A 20,479-nucleotide genomic window follows, 5' to 3' on the forward strand; every position below is an offset into this window, starting at 1 on the left:
AAACGTGGCAAAACAGCCAACTAAGGGTCGAAAGACACCAGCAGAACCAAATAATGCGGCAACTTCCGGTGAGGGAGCGACCGAATCGTCTGTGGCCCTTCAGCCCATGGTTGATGCGATTCCGCCTGAAGTGCATGCCAAAGTTGCGACATCCGTGCCGTCTGTGAAGCCTTCTGAAGCTGCGAAATCGGCTGACACCCCCGCACCTGCGGACAAGTCCAAAGCGCCGGAAACGCCAAAAACGGCCGCGCCTGCGCAACCAAAATCACAAAGTGGCGGATTTTTCCCGCTTGCGTTGGGCGGGCTTCTTGCCGGTGTGATCGGGTTTGCCGTTGCATCGCTCACGACGCCTGCTGCGGACACAACCCTTATTGACCAGATCAGCGCGCAAGCGACACAGATCACTCAGCTGGAACAGCGTATTGATGCTGCGGCGCAGGTCGATCTTAGCGGTATTGAGGCCGCGCAAGCGGATCTGGCGGTTCAGCTCTCCGACATGCAGGCCCGGATTGATGAGCTTGCGGCGCGTCCTGCAACGACTGTGATTTCCGACGCCACTGGCGAAGACGTTTCTGCTGAACTGGATGCGCTGCGTGCGCAGATCGCGGAAATGACGAATGCGGCGCAGACCGAGTTGGAAGAAGCGCGCGCTGCAGCCGCTTCGATCGAGGAAAATGCCGCGGCAGCCGCACGCAATGCTGCTGCGCGCGCTGCACTCTCGCGGGTTCAGACCGCATTGGAAAGCGGCGCACCCATTGGTGCCGCCCTTGGTGATCTTGAAGCCGCGACCGCACAGAGTGCACCAACAGAATTGCTGGCGGTTCAGGACGGTGTACCGACCCTTGCCAGCCTGCAAGACCAGTTCCCCGATGTTGCCCGCGCTGCATTGGCCACAGCCCGCGCGGAAGGTGTATCAGGTGAGGAAACAACAGGCTTTGGCGCGTTTTTGCGGAACCAGTTGGACGTGCGTTCCACCACGCCGCGCGAAGGCAACACTGCCGATGCGATCCTGTCCCGCGCCGAAGCCGCTGTCCGTTCTGGCCGCTTGTCTGATGCCTTAGCCGAAATCAGCGCTCTGCCCGAGGTTGCCCGCGCCGAAATGTCCGACTGGCTGGCGCAGGCCGAACAACGTGCGGATGCGATTGCCGCTGTCGATATTCTTTCCACATCCCTTTCAGATAACTAAAGGCGAACCCTATGCTTTGGTCACTTACAAAAATTATAGCGTTTGTCCTCCTTGTCACGGCGCTGACCTATGGTGGCACGCAGTTGATGGAAGTGGACGGTGGCACGACAGTCGATGTTGCCGGTCAGGAATTCACGCTTAGCCCGCTCGAGATGGTTTTTGCTTTGGTTGCGCTGGTCGTTGCAGTCTGGCTGGGGTTGAAGCTGATGGCGCTTTTGGTGGCCACATTTAAGTTCCTGAACGGTGATGAAACCGCGATTTCACGTTACTTTGACCGCAACCGTGAGCGGAAGGGATATGAAGCGCTGAGCGAGGGCATGATGGCGCTTGCCTCGGGTGAGGGGCATCTGGCCATGACCAAGGCCGCGCGGGCAGATAAATACCTCAAGCAACCGCAGTTGACCAACCTTCTGACAGCACAGGCCGCCGAGATGACGGGTGACCGGAAGACCGCAGAAGAAACATACAAAAAGCTGCTTGCAGATGACAAAACCCGCTTTGTCGGGGTGCGCGGCATCATGAAACAAAAGCTGGCCGAGGGTGACACCGATACCGCGATGGCGCTTGCGCAAAAGGCCTTTGCGCTGAAGCCCAAGCATGAAGAAACGCAGGACGTATTGCTACGCCTGCAGGCCGAAAAATCGGATTGGGAAGGCGCACGCAAAACGCTGGGTGCCAAGTTGAAATCCGGTAGCCTGCCCCGCGATGTGCACAAGCGCCGCGATGCGGTGCTGGCGCTGTCGCAGGCGCGTGACATTCTGGATGAAGGTAAAACCATTGAAGCGCGCGAAGCCGCAATCGAGGCAAACCGTCTTTCACCCGATCTGATCCCTGCTGCGATTATGGCAGCACGCGGATACATCGGTGAAGGCAATGCGCGCTATGCGACACGGGTGTTGACCAAAGCATGGAACGCGCAGCCGCATCCTGATATCGCTGCCGCCTTCGCCGAGATCGTCCCTGACGAGACACCTGACGCGCGGATCAAACGGTTTACCACTTTGACAAAGGCGACCGCCGACAACCCCGAAACCAAGATGCTGATGGCCGAGCTGCAAATCTCGGCCGAGGATTTCCCGGCGGCCAAACGTGCGCTTGGTGATCTGGTTGAAAAGCAACCAACCGCGCGTGTTCTGACGCTCATGGCCGCAATCGAGCGTGGCGAAGGTGCCGACGATTCTGTGGTGCGCGGCTGGCTGACCAAAGCGTTGACAGCCCCGCGCGGCCCGCAGTGGATTTGCGACAAATGCCAGCATATTCATGCGACATGGGCCCCAACCTGCGGCAACTGCGGTGCATTTGACACGCTCGCGTGGAAAACACCGCCCATCAGCGAGGTCGCAATGCCTGCTGGCACCGAGATGTTGCCTCTGATCGTGGGGCGCGCCGCTGATGCGGCGCTGCCATCCACGCAGGTTGTCGAAGAAGCTGAGATCGTCGCGGGTGAGCCGCCAAAATAGCGCTTGTTATGCCAGTTGCTCCGGTAGCTCAGGCGGGGTGGGCCCTGTAGGCAATGCGTAATTCGCGGCTTGTGACGGGAATGGCTTGCAAAATCGATTTGTCCACGGCAAATGGAAAAAGCTGGTAGCGCCTATTCGCCTCAATAGCTCAGCTGGTAGAGCAGGTCCTTCGTAAGGACAAGGTCGGGGGTTCGAGTCCCTCTTGAGGCACCACAACCACCAGAGCCCCGTCAGTTGTGCGCCGAATGTCGTGTTTGCGTGAGTTGGCTAATCAGCAACGCAGGCAAGGATCGTTCCTTTTTCATGCCGACCGCCACTGCGCGGATAGTTTAGGCCGGGTTCGCAAACGAACCTTCCCAATGTTCGCCCATCGCGACGATGCAAGATGTGCCATTGGCGTAACTCTGCACGACTACCCAATCGCCATTGCGTGCGGTTACCCAGACTTCCAGCATCGTTTCCGGGTCGCGCAGGCCCATGCCTTTGCGCTCGGCCCCGATAACCTGTTTCAGGGTCTCGGTCATCCGCGCGGTGTCATCACAGCTGACATCCGACATCTGCGCTTGGGCAAAAGCCGGAAGCGTGACGTAGACGCAGAGAAGAAAGGTACGAAAGTTCATAATCCGAAAACCAATTGCTCTGGGTTTGAATGTAACAGCTATATGACAGCCTGTGGATAAAAATATTCTGAATGCTTTTCCTTGTGGCGTCTGGCCAACGGAACAAAGCCATTGGCGCGGTGTCATAGAACTGTTGCGCAATTGTCAGCTAACTGAATCATAACTTTCACAGAGCTGTCGCTTTAGTCCCGTATCCGCCTCTCAAACATGGGGGCGATATGCTGCAAATCGATACGCTAACCAAGCGCTTCGGAGACAAAACGGCTGTGGATGCGGCCAATATCTCCGTCAACAAACCTGCAATGATCGGGATCATTGGCCGGTCCGGCGCGGGTAAATCCACGCTGCTGCGGATGGTCAATCGCCTGAGCGATGCGACGTCCGGCACGATCACATTTGAGGGCGAGGATATTACCGCCCTTCGCGGCGCTGCCAAGCGAGACTGGCAATCGCGTTGCGCGATGATCTTTCAGCAGTTCAACCTCGTACCGCGCATGGATGTGGTCTCGAACGTTCTGCACGGGACACTGAACAAACGCTCGACCTTCGCGACGATGTTCAACCTCTATCCGCAGGCCGATATCCACAGAGCGATTGAAATACTTGATCGTCTGGGCATTGCAGAACAGGCGCCGAAACGTGCTGAGGCATTGTCGGGCGGGCAACAGCAGCGCGTCGCGATTGCCCGTGCCCTGATGCAAGACCCAAAGATCATTCTGGCAGATGAACCGATTGCGTCCCTTGATCCCATGAACGCGCAGGTGGTGATGCAATCACTGCGTACCATTCATGAGGAAGACGGTCGTATGGTGATCGCCAACCTCCATACGCTTGATACCGCGCGTCGTTACTGTAACCGCGTGATCGGCATGCGCGACGGCCGGATCGTTTTTGACGGCTCGCCTGCGCAACTGACCACGGGCGTCGCGCGCGACATCTACGGGGCGGGTGCGGATTTTTCCGAGGCTGCCACTTCTACTGAAATCGAAACACTGGACAGGCCAGAAGTCCGCGAAGCAGAGGCCTACGCCTGAGCCAGTTCACCCCGCGTGATCGGCGCGGGCCACCTTCATCAAACCCAACGGAGAAAACGATGAAAAAGACCCTCGCAATGGCGCTTGTCGCCACCACAGCGCTCAGCGATGGCGCATTCGCTCAGGAAATCAACGAATTCCGCATCGGTATTCTTGGCGGTGAAAACGCACAGGACCGCATGAACAGCTATCAGTGTCTGGCTGATTACACGACCGAAGCGCTCGGCGTGGAAACGAAGCTGTTTGCCCCTGCCGACTATAACGGCGTGATCCAGGGCCTGCTGGGCGGCACTATCGACATGGCATGGTTGGGCGCATCTGCCTATGCTGCGACATACCTGCAAGACCCGAGTGTGGTTGAGCCTGTGCTGATCAAAGTGAACGTCGACGGCTCTGTCGGCTATCACTCCATCGGTTTTGCCCGTGTCGATAGCGGTGTGACATCGCTTGACGATATGGAAGGCAAGGTCTTTGGTTTTGGTGACCCGAACTCGACATCCGGTTACCTGATCCCGTCCATCGAGATCCCACAGTACAAAGACGGCATCACAATGGAATCCGGCGCGTATTTCGGTGAAGTACGTTTCACCGGCGGTCACGAGCAGACGATCGTTGCTGTGAGCAATGGTGATATCGACGCTGGCGTGACGTGGGCCGACGGTCAGGGCAACTGGGAAGACGGCTATAACTCCGGCGCGCTGCGCAAAGCGGTTGATGCGGGTCTTGTTGATATGAACGACATGGTCCAGATCTGGAAATCGAACGTCATCCCCGAAGGCCCTGTGGTTCTGCGCACAGCACTTCCAGACGATGTAAAGGCGACAATGACGGCACTGGTCGATGGCCTGCACGAGCGTGACGCTGACTGCGCCTACGGTGTTGCGGCTGGTGACACACTTGGCTTCCAGCCGGTGACCCACGAGATGTACGAAAGCATCGTAGCTGCCCGTCAGGCCGTGATCGGCAACTAAGCTATTTTCATGATGTGTCCGGTAGCCCTCAGGGGCTGCCGGGTTTTCTTTGTGCGGGGATTGGAATGACAGGTATATCGCTCAGCAGTGCGGCGCCGTCCGTGGATAGCATACAGACTGCCTATATGGCGCAAGTGCACCGCCGCAGGCTCTATGGTGGCTTAACGCTCCTGATTTTTGTCATCCTGATGGTTTCGGGCTTTCACGTTGCTGATGACCGTAACGCGGGCGGTTTCTGGGAAGGTTTGCACCAGATCGGCGACTATCCCGCGGATGTTCTGTCAGAGGCATGGGAAAAGCGCGCGGACCTTCCCGCCCTGATGGTGAAGTATTTTCCGGCTTTGGTGGAAACGATCAATATCGCTGCGGTCTCGACCCTGATCGGTGCAATCGGTGGCCTGTTCCTGTCGCTGCTTGGCACCCGCGGCCTTGCCAAATGGCCCCGTCTGATCCCGCTGTTCCGCCGGATCTCGGACGTCATGCGTGCGGTCCCAGAGATCGTTATCGCGCTGGTGCTGATCTTCGTCCTTGGCGGGGGCCCTGTCCCCGCAATGATCGCCATCGCCATCCATACCGCTGGCGCCTTGGCCAAGCTGTTTTCCGAAGTGTCCGAGAACACCGACCTGAAAGCCGTCGAAGGGCTGACCTCGACCGGTGCAACGTGGTTCCAGAGGATGCTTTTGGGTGTACTGCCGCAGGTCGCGCCAAACTATGTCAGCTACACATTGCTGCGGTTCGAGATCAACATCCGCGCTTCGGCTATCCTTGGTTTCGTCGGTGCTGGCGGTCTGGGCTACGAGTTGCGCAATTCCATGGCATGGGGCCCCGGCCGCTTTGACGAAGCCGCCGCGATCTTCATTCTGCTGTTCGGAACCATCGTGTTCTTCGATCAGGTTTCAAGCCGCTACCGCAACCGTTTGACCGAGGGGCAAGGCCAATGACCGCCGCTGAACTGCACGACACAAAACTGGCGGCTGAGAAGCTATTTCAGCGCAAGCGCATCATCGGCTTTGGAATCCCTGCGGTCATCGCGGTCTACCTGACCTATATCTTCTTTGCCTTTGACCTTCCTGGTCTCGCGGAACGCGCAAATCTGGATAATGCGGTCACGCTTGCCTCTGACAGCTGGTCCCACAAGGTCCACGTCACCCGCGATAACCGCTCGGGTGAGATTACCTACGCGGTAGAGGGTGAACGCAAGGGCACCTATCCCGATGGTATGCGCCCCGCGTGGGTCAGTGGTGACGAGGTGACCACTATTGACTTGGGTGGTGACCATTTCGTCCGTTACCTGCCGGACAACCGGACCGAGATCGACATTCCGGGCTTCCCGTTGATTACGGCGCAGGCCGAGGGCCGCCTTGTCACAACCAACCTGCCTGATGACCTGCCCGACTGGATTTCCGCCACCGATCGCCGTGTCGGGATCACGACGCCCGAAGGACGCATCACCCTAACGGGTGCACGGACGGAAGTGTTCAACTATTTCCCCGGATGGGAACTGTTCTGGTTCACATTGGACAGCCCCTATCACGGGCAGGGCTTGGGCACGATCCTGTTCGGTGAGCAGCTAGACCCGAACCGCGGGAACATCGCGGGCGCTGTCTCGGACTGGTGGAACAATGCGATGTGGCGTCACAAAGATGTGGCATGGGCGATCGGCGAAACCGTCCTCATGGCCTTCCTTGGCACAATGGGTGGTGCGATCATCGCGCTGCCACTGGCCTTTCTTGCGGCCAAACGCTTTTCTCCTGTCATGCTGCTGCGCGCGGCAACCCGTCGTCTGTTCGATTTTGTGCGCGGCGTTGATGCGCTCATCTGGACGGTGGTTCTGGCCCGCGCCTTTGGCCCCGGCCCTTTGACAGGTGCTTTGGCGATCCTGATCACCGACACCGGCACCTTCGGCAAGATTTTCTCTGAGGCACTGGAGAACGTCGACCAGAAACAGATCGAGGGTGTCTCTTCGACAGGGGCAAATCCGCTGCAACGGTATCGTTTTGGTGTGATCCCGCAAGTCGTACCGGTGCTCTTGGCGCAAATCCTGTATTTTCTTGAATCCAACACGCGGTCTGCCACCATTATTGGCGCAATTACGGGGGGCGGTATCGGATTGATGCTGACGCAGGCCATCCAGACCCAAAAGGATTGGGAAGAAGTCGCCTATTACATCATCCTGATCATCGCCATGGTGATGTTCATGGATTGGTTCTCGGGCTGGCTACGCGGTAAACTGATAGGGCGCAAAGACTGATGCCGCGTCTTTCCGCCACGACCCCTTTCATTCATCCTGAATGCGAGATCACTGACAGCACTTTTGGCGCTTTCGTCGAGATCGGCAAAGGCAGCCGCATCGCGCATGGAATTTTCGGCGATTACAGCTATTGTGACCGCTACGCCGATATTGCGAACGCGGAGATTGGCAAATTCGCCAATATCGCGGCCTTTGTCCGGATCGGTGCCACTGATCACCCGCTGCACACGGCCGCGTGCCATCATTTTCTGTATCGCTCTGCCGACTATTGGGATGACGCCACGAACGACGACGCGTTTTTCGCACATCGTAAATCCCGTACCGCATACGTCGGGCATGATACATGGATCGGTGCGGGCGCGATGATCAAACCCGAGGTGACGCTTGGCCATGGTGCCGTTGTCGCGGCGGGTGCCGTTGTGACGAAAGATGTTGAACCCTACACCATCGTTGCGGGTACGCCTGCAAAGACTCTACGCCTGCGCCAGCCGCGCGACATTGCAGAGCGTCTGATCGCGCTGGGTTGGTGGGACTGGTCGCACGACACGCTACGCGCTGCTTTGCCGGACTTTCGCATGATGACGGCAGCGGCATTTCTGGAAAAATACGGCGGTTAGCAAAGCAATTGGCTTAGCTGTCTTGCGGCCGTAAGAATCCCACGGTGATTGCTGACAGCGCAACCATCATGGCCGCTGCTCCAAGCATCAGAGCAAGCCCGCCGACCTGATAGGTCACCCCCGAAAGCAACGTGCCCGCCAGCCGTCCAGCGGCATTGGCCATATAGTAAAAGCCGACGTCCATTGTGACACGCTCTGCTTTGGTGAACGTCAGGATCAGATAGGAATGCAGGGACGAGTTCACCGCAAAGATACCACCAAAGACCAGCAATCCAGCGATCAAGAGCAGCGTCAGCCACATCTGCGGCCCCTGCGCAAAGATCGCGGCCAGTGTCAAAGCCGCAGGAACTACCGCAAGCGCCCAAGCCCAGCCGCGTGCGGCAGTGATCAGCTCTGCCTCGGGGCGGGTTTTTGCGCGCAGAATGCGTGGCGCGTTGGCCTGCACCAGACCATAAAGGATGATCCACCCGGCCATGAACGTGCCGATCAGAAAGAACGCGGTACGGTTGCCCTCGGTCGTGCCGTCGGACAGGACCGCATAAAAATAGATCGGTATGCCGACCACAAACCAGACGTCGCGTGCGCCGAACAGGAATACGCGCGCCGCGCTGAGCAGATTTACATTGCGCGACTTGGAAAACACCTCGGAAAACTTTGTGCCCTTGCGGCCCTTTGGCAAACCTGCAGGCATGGCGATCAAAACAGCCAACAGGATGACGGCAAGGATCAAAGCCATGCCAAGAACCGCCCAAACGAAACCCAAAGTCGCCAGCAGGGCCGCACCCAATAGAAAGCCAAGGCCCTTGACCATGTTCTTGGAGCCCGTCAGCAGGGCCACCCAGCGGAAAAGCCCGCCATCTTCTGACGGTGCCAGAAGCTTGACCGCGGACTTCGACGACATCTTGGCAAGGTCTTTGGCGACCCCGCTCGCACCCTGTACCAGCATGACGAAAACGACGGATGCACCAACCGCCCATGACGGATCAAGTTGTGCCAACGCAAGCAGGGCAAGAACTTGCAGGCCAAGGCCCGCATAAAGCGTCGATGTCAGCCCAAAGCGCGCCGCGATCCACCCTGCGCAGAGGTTGGTGACCACGCCTGCGATTTCATAAAGCACAAAAAGATAGGCAAGCTGCACCGGCGAAAAGCCCAGGGTGTGAAAATGCAAAAGCACCAGCATACGCAGCGCACCATCGGTCAGCATGAACGCCCAATAGGCCGCCGTAACCGCAATATAGGCCGACAGACCATCAGGCCGCATGGTCGTTTTGGTCACAAACTATCCCCAACCATCAAGGCCACATCAACAAGCCTGTGTGCATAGCCCATTTCGTTGTCATACCACGCATAGATCTTCACCTGCGTGCCGTTGATAACCATGGTTGAAAGCGCATCGACGATGCCTGATCGTTCGTCATTGGTGTAATCGCTCGATACCAGCGGGCGTTCTTCATAGCCCAGAATGCCTTTCAATGGCCCTTCTGACGCGGCTTTGAACAGCGCGTTGACCTCTTCGGCGGTTGTTGGCTGCTCTACTTCGAACACGCAATCTGTCAGCGACGCATTCAGCAAAGGGACGCGGACGGCATGACCGTTCAGGCGACCTTTGAGTTCGGGGTATATCAGTGTGATGGCTGTGGCGCTGCCGGTCGTGGTCGGGATCAGCGAATTCAGGGCAGATCGGGCGCGGCGCAGGTCTTTGGCAGGGCGATCCACGATTGTTTGCGTGTTTGTAACGTCATGGATTGTCGTGATGGACCCGTGTTTGATCCTCAGGTTCTCGTGGATCACCTTGACGACAGGTGCAAGGCAGTTGGTGGTGCAACTGGCGGCCGTGACGATCCGATGGCGGTCTGGCTCATAGATATCGTGATTTATCCCAAAGACGATATTGGCCGCATCGCCGTCTTTGACCGGCGCAGAGACAACCACCTTTTTCACCCCGGCATCAAAGTAAGGGGCGATCTTTGCTTCGGTCTTGAACACACCGGTGCAGTCAATGACAACATCCACGCCATCAAGCGGCAAATCCGCGATGTCGCGCGTGCCGATGAAGGGCAGGCGCACACCGTCGATTGTGACACTGTCCGCATCATGTGTGAAATCAGCCTTCCAGCGGCCATGAACCGTGTCGAATTCAAATAGATGCGCGTGCATTTCGGGATCACCAACCGCATCATTGATCCACGCGATGTCTGCCCCCTGTTCCAGCAATGGTTTCAGGGCAAGCTTGCCGATACGGCCAAGGCCGTTCAGGGCGTAGACAGTCATTTGGAAGGTCCTTCTTCTATAGATTGGCCAATCTCATCGACGGCCTTTTGCAATGACATGCGATCAAGTGACGAAAGCGGCAGGGCGGTAAAGGCGATCATCCGATTGCGGAGCGCGCCATAGGTTTGGTGGAAAGCAAGGCTTTTCTCTGCGTCCGATCCCTCAACCTTGACCGGATCAGGAAGCCCCCAATGTGCGCTGATCGGCTGGCCCTGCCATGCAGGGCAGTCTTCATTCGCGGCTTGATTGCAGACGGTGAAAACGAAATCGAAACGGGGGGTGTTGTCGCCTTGGAACGCGGCGATGTTCTTCGCGCGCAGAACGGCGGTGTCATGTCCCTTCTGCTCCAATACTTCGAGGGCAAAGGGGTTCAGTTCCGAGCGGGGCTTGGTACCTGCCGAATAGGCCACGAAACGGTCACCGGCGAGATCGCGCAGGATCGTTTCTGCGAAAATGGATCGCGCAGAGTTGCCGGTGCAGATGAACAGGGCATTGTACTTGCGATCGGTCTTTTCAGCGCCTTTGTCTTCTGTCGGATAGGCGTTGGGTGCGCAAATTTCGGGGCGCCCCCTGCAGCATTCGTGCAGCAGGTAATCAATCGTTTCGCGCGCGGCGTCCATGTTGATCGAATAACGCAAGGATGTGCCAACACGTTCCTGGTTGATCAGACCTGCCTGCATAAGGGCGTTGACATAGGTGGAAAGCGTATTTGGCTTCAGCCCAAGCGCCACTGCCAGTTCAGTGGCTGGAATGCGATCAGGGTATCGCCGCATCAGGAGCCGAAAAAGGGCGAGCCGTTGCGGATGACCAAGTGTCGAAAGGCGGTTGGGAATCAATAAATCCATAATTCATGTATATCTGAATTAAGAGTTCTGGAAAGTGAAGGTTTTGTGACAGCCTCGTCGGTCCTGACCCTAGGTATCGAGCGTCAGTGTGACCCGATCCCCGACAAACCATGTGCGCCCATACTCAACAGGTTGGCCCAGCTGGCCTGTATTCACACCGGACGACCTTAGTAGCGGATCGCCCTCCGAAACATGCAGATGCAGTGCTTGCGTGGCCGTGGCACGCACCGCTGTCAGACGGGTTGAGGCGCGGGTGTAGTCGGCGATGCCTGCCACACGCAGCGCTTCTGTCACGCTACTTGTATTGCGCAAGGCGTCGGTGATGCCCGCGATGCGATCCAATGGAAACAGGCTTTCAAAGATGGCAATCGGCTGGCCATCAGCCAGTGAAAGACCGTGATAGGCGCAGAGTGGTGCACCCGCAGCGATTTGCAGCGCCTTGGCTTCACCTTCTGTCGCGGCGCGTTCATCCAACGTCAGAACCCGTTTTTCCGGCCTGCGGCCCGCAGCGATCAGGTTTTCATGAAACCGGACGCGGTTGCCGATGGGGTAGTCTGTGGGTGTCGCTGCGACAAACGCGCCTGCACCGCGCCGGGTCCGGACCAGACCGTCATCCACCAATGCCGCAATCCCGTGCCTGACCGTGTGGCGATTGACGCCGAAACGGTCTGCCAGTGTAGCTTCGGTCGGGAGTTTGTCACCCGGACTATAGCGTCCTTCGGCCAAATCGCTGCGTAAGGCATCAGCGATGGCTTTCCAGATTGGGGTTCTACCTGAACTGTCACGCAAATTTCACAAAACTCTTCTGTCGCAAGACCACAAATGTGGTAAGATATGTATAGTTGTATAGTAAATGGAAAAGTTGTCGAGATGAAAGACACTTTACAAGAAAATAATCCCCGCAAAGCGTGGATGAGCCTGCTGGCCAAAGCGCCGGAAGGCCGTGCCGCCACCTTGCTGGATGGGGCCATTGCGCGCCCTGCCTTCACATGGCTGCGCGCGCCCGAGATCGGCAGCACCATGGTCCGTGCCCGCGCGGGTGCCACGGGTGCGCCTTTTAATCTTGGCGAAATGACAGTGACCCGCTGCGCATTGACCTTGGGCACCGGTGAGGTCGGACATGCCTATATTCAAGGGCGGCGCAAAGAAGATGCAGAAACGGCTGCTTTGATTGATGCGCTAATGCAAACGGCAATGTCGCAACCACTGCGGACATCAGTGCTTGAACCGCTGGAGGCCGAAATGACCACCGCCAAAGCTGCGCGCGCCGCCAAGGCTGCTGCGACAAAGGTCGATTTCTTCACAATGGTCCGAGGAGAAGACTGATGCAGGCAGATACTCTTTCCGGCGGATTTGCAGACCCGTCCATTGCATCATCCCACGCCTTCCGCGCCGTGATGGAGGCAATGGCCCGTCCAGGGACTGTGCAGGAGATTTCGGGGGCCATGCCCCCGGCACCGCTCTCTCCAGCGGCAGGCACCGTTTTGCTCACTCTCTGCGATACTGAAACGCCGGTCTATCTGGCGGGCGCTGCCGATTGCGAAGCGGTGCGCGTCTGGCTGGCCTTTCATACGGGTGCCCCTTTGGTGGGTCCGGCGGAATGCATGTTCGCTGTGGGCATATGGGATGCGCTTGCACCGCTGTCGTCCTATCCCGTCGGCTCATCACAATACCCCGACCGATCAGCCACGTTGATTGTGGAACGGCCCGACCTTTCCGCAACAGGCGCGGCCCTGACTGGCCCGGGTATCAAGGATCAGGCGGTACTTTCCCTGCCAGAGGTTGCTGCCTTCCAATCCAACCGCGCGCTGTTCCCGCTGGGGCTGGATTTCATCTTCACCAGTGGAGACTGCGTTGCGGCTCTGCCAAGAACGACAAAGGTGTCCTGATGTATGTCGCAGTCAAAGGCGGTGAACGGGCAATCGAGAACGCTCATGCATGGCTTGCCGAAGAACGCCGCGGCAATACGGATATTGCCGAACTCGGCATCGCGCAGATACGCGAACAACTCAGCCTTGCCGTTAATCGCGTCATGGCCGAAGGCTCGCTCTATGATCCTGATCTGGCGGCCTTGGCGATCAAACAGGCCCGCGGTGATCTGATCGAGGCGATCTTTCTGATCCGCGCTTACCGGACCACGCTGCCCCGCTTTGGGGCGTCTGAACCGGTTGATACCGGCGCAATGGCCTGCGACCGGCGCATCTCGGCGACGTTCAAGGACCTGCCGGGCGGGCAGGTGCTGGGGCCAACCTTTGATTACACGCACCGCTTGCTGGACTTTAAACTGGCGGCGGATGGCGAAGTACCAGATGCGCCTGCGCGCGCGTCGGAAACTGGCGATGTGCCGCATGTAACGGGGTTCTTGAACCGCGAAGGGCTGATTGAAGAGGCCCGCCATGATGACACGCCACCGCGTGACCTGACCCGCGAACCGCTGGAAATGCCGGCAGACCGGCCCTTGCGCCTTCAGGCGCTTACCCGCGCGGACGAGGGTTTTACGCTTGGCCTCGCCTATTCAACACAGCGCGGTTACGGGCGCAACCACGCCTTTGTGGGCGAGTTGCGCATCGGGGCGGTGCCCGTTGAAATGGACATCCCGGAACTGGGCTTTGCCATTGAGATCGGCGAAGTGACCTTGACCGAATGCGAAACCGTCAACCAGTTCACCGGTTCCAAAACCGAACCGCCGCAATTCACACGCGGCTATGGGTTGGTCTTTGGCCAGACCGAGCGCAAGGCGATTTCAATGGCCTTGGTCGACCGCGCCTTACGGTGGGAAGAACTGGGCGAGGACAACGTTGGCGCCCCCGCGCAGGATGCGGAATTCGTTCTTTATCACGCCGACAACATTCAGGCGACGGGCTTTCTGGAGCATATCAAACTGCCCCATTACGTTGATTTTCAGTCCGAACTGGAACTGGTGCGCAAGCTGCGCCGCGAAGCAGGCGCGGAATATGTAAAGGAGGCTGCCGAATAATGTCAGTCGCCACCGTCCCCATCAGACCAGCCGCCACCGCTTGGGCCATCGCCTCTCAGAACGAGCGCCAGCACGACGGGCACCGCAATACAGATCAGTACCTCGCGCGGATGATCTCGGATGGCCGCAATAAGGTCACTGAAAAACTCCATATCTCTTGCTGCCGCAGAATTGAGACTCTTTTATGACAGAAGCCGCATACAACTTTGCCTATCTGGATGAACAGACCAAGCGGATGATCCGCCGCGCGATCCTCAAGGGCCTTGCCATTCCCGGTTATCAGGTGCCTTTTGCCAGCCGCGAAATGCCGATGCCCTATGGTTGGGGCACTGGCGGCGTGCAGGTGTCCGCCGCAGTCCTGACCCCTGAAGATACCTTCAAGGTCATCGACCAAGGGGCCGATGACACCACAAACGCGGTGTCAATTCGCAGCTTCTTTCAGCGCACTGCAGGGGTGGCGACGACCACCGCGACATGCGACGCCACTGTGATCCAGACCCGCCACCGTATCCCCGAAGAGGCGCTGAGGGAGGGCCAGATCCTTGTTTATCAGGTGCCAATCCCTGAACCGCTGCGCTTTCTGGAGCCGCGTGAAAGCGAGACGCGCAAGATGCATAGCCTTGAGGAATACGGGCTGATGCATGTGAAGCTTTACGAAGACATCAGCCGTCACGGGCATATCGCGACCTCATATGCCTATCCGGTCAAGGTCGAAGGGCGCTATGTCATGGACCCGTCACCCATTCCGAAATTCGATAATCCCAAGCTTGGCGATATGGCCGCGATCCAGCTTTTTGGTGCGGGGCGTGAACAGCGCATTTACGCCCTGCCGCCCTATACCCGAGTGGTTAGCCTTGATTTTGAGGATCACCCGTTTGAGGCGACAAAGGCCGATCATCCTTGCGGGATGTGCGGGGCGCAGGACAGCTATCTGGATGAACTCATCATTGATGACGCAGGCGGGCGGATGTTCGTGTGCTCGGATACCGACTATTGCGAGGCGCGTCAGGCGGCGGGCCATAAAGGAAAGGACGCGGCATGACACCTTTGCTGTCTGTTCAGGGCGTTACCAAACGATACGGTGCCCATATCGGTTGCGCGGATGTCTCGTTCGACCTTTACCCGGGGGAGGTCATGGGAATTGTGGGTGAAAGCGGCTCTGGCAAATCGACCTTGCTCAATTGTATGGCAGGTCATCTGCGCCCCGATGCGGGGCAGGTCGTCTTCGATACGCGTGCCGATGGTCCGCGTGACACGATCACGATGTCCGAACCCGAACGCCGGATGCTGGGGCGCACCGATTGGGCCTTTGTCCACCAACACGCGCGCGACGGGCTGCGCATGGGTGTCAGCGCCGGTGGCAATGTCGGTGAACGCCTGATGGCTGTGGGTGAGCGGCACTATGGCGATATCCGTGACAAGGCGACCGACTGGCTGGGGCGGGTCGAGATTGATGCCGCGCGCGTTGATGATCGCCCGACGACCTTCTCGGGCGGGATGCAGCAACGCCTGCAAATCGCCCGTAACCTTGTGACCGGGCCGCGACTGGTGTTCATGGATGAACCTACGGGTGGGCTTGATGTGTCCGTGCAGGCGCGCTTGCTTGATCTGCTGCGCGGTCTTGTCCGCGACATGGGGCTGTCCGCGATCATCGTCACACACGATCTGGCGGTGGTGCGTCTGCTCGCGGATCGTCTGATGGTCATGAAGGACGGCCGCGTGGTCGAAGCCGGCCTGACCGATCAGTTGCTGGACGACCCGCAGCATGCCTATAGCCAACTCCTTGTCAGCTCCGTTTTGCAGGTATGACCCATGATTGAACTTACCAACGTCTCTAAAACCTTCACCCTGCACAATCAGGGCAGCGCGGTCATCGAGGTGATCAATGATGTGTCCTTCGCCGTTGCTGCTGGCGAATGTGTGGCGCTGACGGGCGCGTCCGGTGCGGGTAAATCCACGCTGATGCGGATGATCTATGGCAACTACCTGACACAAGCAGGCCAAATCCGTATTGGCGATGTGGATCTCGTACAAGCTGAACCACGCCAGGTTATCGCGGTGCGCCGTGAAGTTCTGGGCTACGTCAGCCAGTTCCTGCGAGTCGTGCCGCGTGTGCCAACACTTGATGTGGTCGCCGAACCGCTACGGACGCTAGGCGTTTCCGCAGAAATCTCACAAGCCCGCGCCAAGGCATTGCTAGGCCAGTTGAACATCCCTGAACGCCTTTGGTCACTGTCGCCCACCACCTTTTCAGGCGGCGAACAACAGCGGGTGAATATCGCGCGCGGCTTTGCCCATGCCTATCCTGCGATGCTGCTGGATGAACCGACCGCCAGCTTGGATGCCAAGAACCGCGAAGTCGTGCTGTCCCTGATCGAAGAGGCCAAGGCACGCGGTGCTGCCATCATCGGGATTTTCCACGATGAGGCCGCCCGCGCCCGCGTCTGTGACCGCGAGATCGACGTCAGCCGCTTTACACCAAAGGTTGCCGCATGACCCAAGGTCGCCTCATAGCTGTTGTCGGCCCCTCGGGTGTCGGCAAGGACAGCGTGATGGCGGGCCTTTGTGAGGCAATGCCGCGCTTGCATCTGGTGCGCCGCGTCATCACCCGCGCGCCCGCGCTTGGCGGCGAAGACTATGACGCGGTGTCAGTATCGCAATTTGAGGATCTGGCCGAAAACGGTGCTTTCGCTGTGTATTGGAGCGCGCATGGGCTGCACTACGGCATCCCGATCACCGTCATTGATCAATTGAACACCGGCACTGATTGCCTTGTCAATTTTTCCCGCAAGGCGTTGGTCGAAGCGGCCGCGATATTCCCGAACTTCCTCGTTCTCAACATCAGTGCAACACCACAAACACTAGCGCATCGTCTTTCTGCGCGGGGGCGTGAGACCGAGGAAGAAATTGCCAAGCGCCTTGCAGAGGCAAACAAGCCGTTGCCGGCGGGGCTTCATGTAATCCATCTCGCCAACGACGGCCCGATATCCCAGACCGTCGCCCGCGGGGTGGCGCTGCTTCAACCGGCGAGCGTATAGCGATGGAGCATCTCAAAGTGCCCATCCTTCCGCTCACCACACAAGGCGATCTGGTCAAGAATGAAGGGCGCAGGCAAGGTGGGCAACATGCGCTGCAGAGTGTCGGACCATGTTGTGATCGCGGCCTCGGGCAACTGCCCCGAAAGTGTCAGGTGAAAGCGGAATTCTTCCATCACATAGGGATAGCCCCATTGGACGAGCAAGGCATCCTGCCGCGCTGTGAGGCCGGATGCGCGACGGCGCGCCAACTCTGCGTCGCTGGCAGGTGCGCGAAAATCGTCAAGCGTGCTGACGCAGGCCGTTGCCACCCGCTGCAAGGCTGTTGTGTCACCGTGGGGTGTCAGGGCCAGAAAGCGGCCAAGTGTGGTCAGCGCCAGACCATCGCAGATGGCAGGCGCAAGCGACGCCGCCATTTCCGCGACCGCCTTTTCAAGATCAGCGACAGTACGGCCATCCTTGAGCCGGAAGGGCGGCTTCAACGTCCCATGAAACCCGTATTTGCGCGGTGTCATTGTAATGTCACGCAGATCGGGCAGATCGGGCTGACGCGCCGCTTGACCGTTTACAACATCCCACCCGAGCCACGACGCCCCGAAATCGGCCAAAGGCCCTGCCGGCGGAACGTAATAAACTGCAAATCGAGAGTATGACATGAATTCCCCTTTTCCTACGGCCTCTTTGACAAAGGCTTGTGACACGGATGTGTCAAGCAACCTGTGTCTTGCAAATGCGCAGCTTGTCCTGGCGGATCAGGTGATCACCGGATCGGTGACAATCGAAAAAGGGATCATCTGCGATATTGCCGAGGGAGATCATGTGCCGGCAGGCGCCCTCGATTGTGCCGGTGATCTGGTGATCCCGGGGCTTGTTGAATTGCATACCGACAATGTCGAGCGCCACATCGAACCGCGCCCCGAGGTGGACTGGCCGCATCTGCCCGCGCTGATCGCCCATGATGCCGAACTGGCCTCAACGGGCATCACAACGGTGTTTGATGCGCTGCGCGTGGGCTCGATCCATAGCGGCAAGGCGCGCTATAGTGATTATGCCCGCAAACTGGCGGACGAGCTCTTGGCCGCACGTGCAGCGGGTTTCTTCAAGATCAGCCATTTCCTGCATCTGCGCGCTGAGATTTGTTCGGAGACGCTGCTTGAGGAATTGGCGGCCTTTGCACCCGAGGACCGCGTCGGGATCGTCAGCCTGATGGATCACACGCCGGGCCAGCGCCAGTTTCGTGACCTGACAGCTTTGAAAACCTATGTCGGCAAGAAACGCGGTTTGAATGACGCAGAATTTGACGCCCATGTCGCGAACCTGTTGGCCCTGCAAGAACGCTATGGCGCCAAGCATGAAACCGGTGCTGTCACCGAAGCAGTGCGCCTTGGTGCGGTGCTTGCCAGCCACGATGACACCACGGCCGAGCATGTTGGCACCTCTGCGGGCAATGGCGTGGGTTTTGCCGAGTTTCCCACAACGGTCGAGGCCGCCGCGGCATGTCGCACGCACGGGATTGCCGTGATGATGGGCGCACCCAACCTTATCCGTGGCGGGTCGCACTCTGGCAATGTCGCCGCCGAAGAACTGGCGAAAGCTGACCTTCTTGACATCGTGTCGTCAGACTATGTGCCTTCGGCGCTGCTTTTGTCCGCCTTCCGCCTTGCCGATATCTGGAATGATCTGCCACGCGCCATTGCCACTGTGACGACCAACCCTGCCAAGGCTGTGCGGTTGCATGATCGTGGTGCCTTGAAGACAGGTTTGCGTGGTGATGTTTTGCGGGTGCGCAAAATTGGCCAGACACCACTGTTGCGGGGCGTGTGGAGCCAAGGCAACAAGGTTGCATGACCCCGCTACGCATTGATCGCGACTACCTGCCCGCAATCGGGTTGGGGATCACACAGATCATCGGCTACGGCACGTTGATGTATGCCTACGCGGTACTGTTGCCTGAAATGGCCAAGGACCTTGGGCTTACCTTGTCAGAAGTCTTTGGCATCCTGTCGCTGGGCCTGTTTTTTGGTGGGCTGGTCTCGCCTGTGGCGGGCAAACTGGTGGACTGTTTCGGCGGGCGCTGGGTGATGACGCTTGGCACGATTGTGGCCTGTCTGGCAGTGATGGCAATGAGCCAGGTCGAAGGTCGGATAGGGCTCTTCATTCTGATATTGCTGGCCGAAGGGGCAGGCATGTTCGTGCTTTATAACGTAGCTTTTGCAAGCGTCGCACGGTTGGATTTGAGCGTTCCGCCACAGCGTTCGATTTCGGTCATCACCCTGTTTGGCGGTGTGGCATCCACGATCTACTGGCCGCTGACACTTGCGCTTTTCAATCGCTATGGATGGGAAACAACCTGGGTGATCCTCGGGCTCAGTGCTTTGCTGTTCTGCACACCGATCCATTTCTTCGTTCTGCGCGGCCGCGAACGCGCGGCAGACGCCCCGAAGCCTGACAACGCACCGGATTGGCCCGAGCTGACTGGACGACTGCGCAGACAGGCCATGCTTTGGATGGTCGTATCGTTCATCTTCTCGGGCTACCTGATGGGTGCCGTAATGACGCTTTGGGTGACCAACGTGCAGGATCTTGGACATACGGCTGCCATGGCCGCCCTTGCCGGGGCGGTGATCGGACCGTTCAAGACGGTAGGCCGGTTTTTCGAGATGCTGGTCAGTCAGAATATGTACCCGCTGGTGACCTATGCCCTGAGTCTTGGGTTGATGTTTTCCGGCTTTGTCGTCCTGTTGACGCTTGGCTTTACCCTGCCGGGGCTTTTGCTGGCCGCAGCGCTTTACGGGATGGGTGACGGGATCAAGACGATTGCCCGGGGCACACTGCCTTTGGCCTTGTTTGGAGCCAAAGGGTATGGCGCGCGGCTTGGCTGGATTTCATTTGTACAAATGGGGATCAACGCCTCTGCGCCTTTCGCTTTTGCATGGGCGACGCAGACCTATGGGGGGTGGTGGTCTTTCGCTGTTATGGCACTGTGCCTTTGCTGTGCGATGGCAACCTACATGTTTATTCCCGACCCGAGGACACATATAACTGACCCCGCGCAAGATCGGCACGTGCCTGACAATCGCTGAGACCCCTGTCCGCTGCAACTGCCTCACAGTCCTTTGGCGCGACGCAAGAAGAAATCACGCCTGTCGTCTTTCAGGCATACCCGGGTTGGCCGGCGTATGTTTCCGCGCCTGAATTGACAGAACGTCCGG

At 58.4% G+C, this 20,479-nt stretch carries 23 protein-coding genes and 1 tRNA gene; 17 read left to right on the forward strand and 7 right to left on the reverse strand.

Annotated features, from left to right (window positions below):
• The first annotated feature begins 91 nt into the window (after positions 1 to 91).
• The 3 genes from B0B09_RS13285 to B0B09_RS13295 all read left to right on the forward strand — a co-directional run bounded on the left by B0B09_RS13285 (position 92) and on the right by B0B09_RS13295 (position 2,859).
• Complete coding sequence (locus B0B09_RS13285) at positions 92 to 1,186, forward strand: COG4223 family protein (RefSeq protein WP_242654437.1); 1,095 nt, start codon at positions 92 to 94, stop codon at positions 1,184 to 1,186.
• An 11-nt stretch (positions 1,187 to 1,197) separates the two neighbouring features.
• Entirely contained in the window at positions 1,198 to 2,646 is a 1,449-nt protein-coding gene (locus B0B09_RS13290; protein WP_076660453.1) for a heme biosynthesis protein HemY, read from the forward strand.
• A gap of 137 nt (positions 2,647 to 2,783) precedes the next feature.
• Positions 2,784 to 2,859, forward strand: a tRNA-Thr gene (locus B0B09_RS13295).
• 116 nt (positions 2,860 to 2,975) lie between these two features.
• Here B0B09_RS13295 and B0B09_RS13300 read toward each other — a convergent pair.
• A complete protein-coding gene (locus B0B09_RS13300) occupies positions 2,976 to 3,266 on the reverse strand; it encodes a hypothetical protein (protein ID WP_055295397.1) in 291 nt (96 codons plus the stop codon).
• 218 nt (positions 3,267 to 3,484) lie between these two features.
• Between B0B09_RS13300 and phnC the strand changes: the two genes are divergently transcribed.
• From phnC to B0B09_RS13325, 5 genes are all read left to right on the forward strand, one after another.
• Positions 3,485 to 4,300 carry a phosphonate ABC transporter ATP-binding protein gene (gene phnC, locus B0B09_RS13305; RefSeq protein WP_076660455.1) on the forward strand — a complete coding sequence of 272 codons (816 nt, stop codon included), beginning with the start codon at positions 3,485 to 3,487 and terminating at the stop codon, positions 4,298 to 4,300.
• Between the two features lie 59 nt (positions 4,301 to 4,359).
• Positions 4,360 to 5,271 carry a phosphonate ABC transporter substrate-binding protein gene (phnD, locus tag B0B09_RS13310; RefSeq protein ID WP_076660458.1) on the forward strand — a complete coding sequence of 304 codons (912 nt, stop codon included), beginning with the start codon at positions 4,360 to 4,362 and terminating at the stop codon, positions 5,269 to 5,271.
• A 65-nt stretch (positions 5,272 to 5,336) separates the two neighbouring features.
• On the forward strand, positions 5,337 to 6,212 hold the full coding sequence (gene phnE, locus B0B09_RS13315) for a phosphonate ABC transporter, permease protein PhnE (protein WP_055295402.1): 876 nt from the start codon (positions 5,337 to 5,339) through the stop codon (positions 6,210 to 6,212).
• The gene (gene phnE / locus B0B09_RS13320) at positions 6,209 to 7,522 is read left to right on the forward strand and encodes a phosphonate ABC transporter, permease protein PhnE (protein ID WP_076660460.1); all 1,314 of its coding nucleotides are present in this window, start codon (positions 6,209 to 6,211) and stop codon (positions 7,520 to 7,522) included. Before phnE (B0B09_RS13315) ends, phnE (B0B09_RS13320) begins: the two co-directional genes overlap by 4 nt.
• Complete coding sequence (locus B0B09_RS13325) at positions 7,522 to 8,139, forward strand: LbetaH domain-containing protein (protein WP_076660462.1); 618 nt, start codon at positions 7,522 to 7,524, stop codon at positions 8,137 to 8,139. The genes phnE (B0B09_RS13320) and B0B09_RS13325 overlap by 1 nt, the downstream gene beginning before the upstream one ends.
• A gap of 13 nt (positions 8,140 to 8,152) precedes the next feature.
• Here the strand turns inward: B0B09_RS13325 and arsJ are convergent, their stop codons facing one another.
• The 4 genes from arsJ to phnF form a co-directional block, all read right to left on the reverse strand.
• A complete protein-coding gene (arsJ, locus tag B0B09_RS13330; protein ID WP_076660675.1) occupies positions 8,153 to 9,400 on the reverse strand; it encodes an organoarsenical effux MFS transporter ArsJ in 1,248 nt (415 codons plus the stop codon).
• A gap of 11 nt (positions 9,401 to 9,411) precedes the next feature.
• A complete protein-coding gene (locus B0B09_RS13335; protein ID WP_076660464.1) occupies positions 9,412 to 10,410 on the reverse strand; it encodes an ArsJ-associated glyceraldehyde-3-phosphate dehydrogenase in 999 nt (332 codons plus the stop codon).
• The gene (locus tag B0B09_RS13340) at positions 10,407 to 11,255 is read right to left on the reverse strand and encodes an arsenate reductase/protein-tyrosine-phosphatase family protein (protein ID WP_076660466.1); all 849 of its coding nucleotides are present in this window, start codon (positions 11,253 to 11,255) and stop codon (positions 10,407 to 10,409) included. Before B0B09_RS13340 ends, B0B09_RS13335 begins: the two co-directional genes overlap by 4 nt.
• A gap of 69 nt (positions 11,256 to 11,324) precedes the next feature.
• On the reverse strand, positions 11,325 to 12,044 hold the full coding sequence (phnF, locus tag B0B09_RS13345) for a phosphonate metabolism transcriptional regulator PhnF (RefSeq protein WP_076660468.1): 720 nt from the start codon (positions 12,042 to 12,044) through the stop codon (positions 11,325 to 11,327).
• A gap of 81 nt (positions 12,045 to 12,125) precedes the next feature.
• Between phnF and phnG the strand changes: the two genes are divergently transcribed.
• The 3 genes from phnG to B0B09_RS13360 are packed head-to-tail and all read left to right on the forward strand — an operon-like array spanning position 12,126 to position 14,232.
• Complete coding sequence (gene phnG / locus B0B09_RS13350) at positions 12,126 to 12,581, forward strand: phosphonate C-P lyase system protein PhnG (RefSeq protein WP_076660470.1); 456 nt, start codon at positions 12,126 to 12,128, stop codon at positions 12,579 to 12,581.
• Positions 12,581 to 13,144, forward strand: a complete 564-nt coding sequence (phnH, locus tag B0B09_RS13355) for a phosphonate C-P lyase system protein PhnH (protein WP_076660472.1) — start codon at positions 12,581 to 12,583, stop codon at positions 13,142 to 13,144. Before phnG ends, phnH begins: the two co-directional genes overlap by 1 nt.
• Positions 13,144 to 14,232 carry a carbon-phosphorus lyase complex subunit gene (locus B0B09_RS13360; RefSeq protein WP_076660473.1) on the forward strand — a complete coding sequence of 363 codons (1,089 nt, stop codon included), beginning with the start codon at positions 13,144 to 13,146 and terminating at the stop codon, positions 14,230 to 14,232. The genes phnH and B0B09_RS13360 overlap by 1 nt, the downstream gene beginning before the upstream one ends.
• 2 nt (positions 14,233 to 14,234) lie before the next feature.
• Here B0B09_RS13360 and B0B09_RS17995 read toward each other — a convergent pair whose 3' ends face one another.
• Positions 14,235 to 14,384 carry a hypothetical protein gene (locus tag B0B09_RS17995; protein ID WP_165689334.1) on the reverse strand — a complete coding sequence of 50 codons (150 nt, stop codon included), beginning with the start codon at positions 14,382 to 14,384 and terminating at the stop codon, positions 14,235 to 14,237.
• A 32-nt stretch (positions 14,385 to 14,416) separates the two neighbouring features.
• Between B0B09_RS17995 and B0B09_RS13365 the strand changes: the two genes are divergently transcribed.
• The 4 genes from B0B09_RS13365 to phnN are packed head-to-tail and all read left to right on the forward strand — an operon-like array spanning position 14,417 to position 17,270.
• Positions 14,417 to 15,274 (forward strand): alpha-D-ribose 1-methylphosphonate 5-phosphate C-P-lyase PhnJ, encoded by an 858-nt coding sequence (locus B0B09_RS13365; protein ID WP_076660474.1) that lies wholly within the window; start codon positions 14,417 to 14,419, stop codon positions 15,272 to 15,274.
• Positions 15,271 to 16,041: a phosphonate C-P lyase system protein PhnK gene (phnK, locus tag B0B09_RS13370; RefSeq protein ID WP_076660475.1), complete on the forward strand. Its 771-nt coding sequence runs from the start codon at positions 15,271 to 15,273 to the stop codon at positions 16,039 to 16,041. The genes B0B09_RS13365 and phnK overlap by 4 nt, the downstream gene beginning before the upstream one ends.
• Before the next feature lie 3 nt (positions 16,042 to 16,044).
• Positions 16,045 to 16,728, forward strand: coding sequence for a phosphonate C-P lyase system protein PhnL (gene phnL / locus B0B09_RS13375; RefSeq protein ID WP_076660476.1), 684 nt, complete (start codon positions 16,045 to 16,047; stop codon positions 16,726 to 16,728).
• Positions 16,725 to 17,270, forward strand: a complete 546-nt coding sequence (gene phnN / locus B0B09_RS13380; protein ID WP_076660477.1) for a phosphonate metabolism protein/1,5-bisphosphokinase (PRPP-forming) PhnN — start codon at positions 16,725 to 16,727, stop codon at positions 17,268 to 17,270. Before phnL ends, phnN begins: the two co-directional genes overlap by 4 nt.
• On the opposite strand, the gene B0B09_RS13385 is transcribed toward phnN, so the two are convergent.
• Positions 17,252 to 17,923: a DUF1045 domain-containing protein gene (locus B0B09_RS13385; RefSeq protein ID WP_076660478.1), complete on the reverse strand. Its 672-nt coding sequence runs from the start codon at positions 17,921 to 17,923 to the stop codon at positions 17,252 to 17,254. The genes phnN and B0B09_RS13385 overlap by 19 nt on opposite strands.
• On the opposite strand from B0B09_RS13385, the gene B0B09_RS13390 reads away from it, so the two are divergent.
• Positions 17,922 to 19,115, forward strand: a complete 1,194-nt coding sequence (locus tag B0B09_RS13390; protein WP_084190845.1) for an alpha-D-ribose 1-methylphosphonate 5-triphosphate diphosphatase — start codon at positions 17,922 to 17,924, stop codon at positions 19,113 to 19,115. The genes B0B09_RS13385 and B0B09_RS13390 overlap by 2 nt on opposite strands.
• Positions 19,112 to 20,350: an MFS transporter gene (locus B0B09_RS13395; RefSeq protein WP_076660479.1), complete on the forward strand. Its 1,239-nt coding sequence runs from the start codon at positions 19,112 to 19,114 to the stop codon at positions 20,348 to 20,350. The genes B0B09_RS13390 and B0B09_RS13395 overlap by 4 nt, the downstream gene beginning before the upstream one ends.
• Positions 20,351 to 20,479 lie beyond the last annotated feature (129 nt).

The organism is Yoonia rosea, from assembly GCF_900156505.1.
In the GTDB taxonomy this organism is placed as follows: Bacteria; Pseudomonadota; Alphaproteobacteria; order Rhodobacterales; family Rhodobacteraceae; genus Yoonia; species Yoonia rosea.

What these genes read in the sequence shown, in the direction of transcription:
- B0B09_RS13290 (WP_076660453.1), top strand. Translation starts at nt 1,198, where the DNA reads ATGCTTTGGTCACTTACAAAAATTATAGCGTTTGTCCTCCTTGTCACG.
- B0B09_RS13300 (WP_055295397.1), bottom strand. Translation starts at nt 3,266, where the DNA reads ATGAACTTTCGTACCTTTCTTCTCTGCGTCTACGTCACGCTTCCGGCT.
- phnC (WP_076660455.1), top strand. Translation starts at nt 3,485, where the DNA reads ATGCTGCAAATCGATACGCTAACCAAGCGCTTCGGAGACAAAACGGCT.
- phnD (WP_076660458.1), top strand. Translation starts at nt 4,360, where the DNA reads ATGAAAAAGACCCTCGCAATGGCGCTTGTCGCCACCACAGCGCTCAGC.
- phnE (WP_055295402.1), top strand. Translation starts at nt 5,337, where the DNA reads ATGACAGGTATATCGCTCAGCAGTGCGGCGCCGTCCGTGGATAGCATA.
- phnE (WP_076660460.1), top strand. Translation starts at nt 6,209, where the DNA reads ATGACCGCCGCTGAACTGCACGACACAAAACTGGCGGCTGAGAAGCTA.
- B0B09_RS13325 (WP_076660462.1), top strand. Translation starts at nt 7,522, where the DNA reads ATGCCGCGTCTTTCCGCCACGACCCCTTTCATTCATCCTGAATGCGAG.
- arsJ (WP_076660675.1), bottom strand. Translation starts at nt 9,400, where the DNA reads ATGCGGCCTGATGGTCTGTCGGCCTATATTGCGGTTACGGCGGCCTAT.
- B0B09_RS13335 (WP_076660464.1), bottom strand. Translation starts at nt 10,410, where the DNA reads ATGACTGTCTACGCCCTGAACGGCCTTGGCCGTATCGGCAAGCTTGCC.
- B0B09_RS13340 (WP_076660466.1), bottom strand. Translation starts at nt 11,255, where the DNA reads ATGGATTTATTGATTCCCAACCGCCTTTCGACACTTGGTCATCCGCAA.
- phnG (WP_076660470.1), top strand. Translation starts at nt 12,126, where the DNA reads ATGAAAGACACTTTACAAGAAAATAATCCCCGCAAAGCGTGGATGAGC.
- phnH (WP_076660472.1), top strand. Translation starts at nt 12,581, where the DNA reads ATGCAGGCAGATACTCTTTCCGGCGGATTTGCAGACCCGTCCATTGCA.
- B0B09_RS13360 (WP_076660473.1), top strand. Translation starts at nt 13,144, where the DNA reads ATGTATGTCGCAGTCAAAGGCGGTGAACGGGCAATCGAGAACGCTCAT.
- B0B09_RS17995 (WP_165689334.1), bottom strand. Translation starts at nt 14,384, where the DNA reads ATGGAGTTTTTCAGTGACCTTATTGCGGCCATCCGAGATCATCCGCGC.
- B0B09_RS13365 (WP_076660474.1), top strand. Translation starts at nt 14,417, where the DNA reads ATGACAGAAGCCGCATACAACTTTGCCTATCTGGATGAACAGACCAAG.
- phnK (WP_076660475.1), top strand. Translation starts at nt 15,271, where the DNA reads ATGACACCTTTGCTGTCTGTTCAGGGCGTTACCAAACGATACGGTGCC.
- phnL (WP_076660476.1), top strand. Translation starts at nt 16,045, where the DNA reads ATGATTGAACTTACCAACGTCTCTAAAACCTTCACCCTGCACAATCAG.
- phnN (WP_076660477.1), top strand. Translation starts at nt 16,725, where the DNA reads ATGACCCAAGGTCGCCTCATAGCTGTTGTCGGCCCCTCGGGTGTCGGC.
- B0B09_RS13390 (WP_084190845.1), top strand. Translation starts at nt 17,922, where the DNA reads ATGAATTCCCCTTTTCCTACGGCCTCTTTGACAAAGGCTTGTGACACG.
- B0B09_RS13385 (WP_076660478.1), bottom strand. Translation starts at nt 17,923, where the DNA reads ATGTCATACTCTCGATTTGCAGTTTATTACGTTCCGCCGGCAGGGCCT.
- B0B09_RS13395 (WP_076660479.1), top strand. Translation starts at nt 19,112, where the DNA reads ATGACCCCGCTACGCATTGATCGCGACTACCTGCCCGCAATCGGGTTG.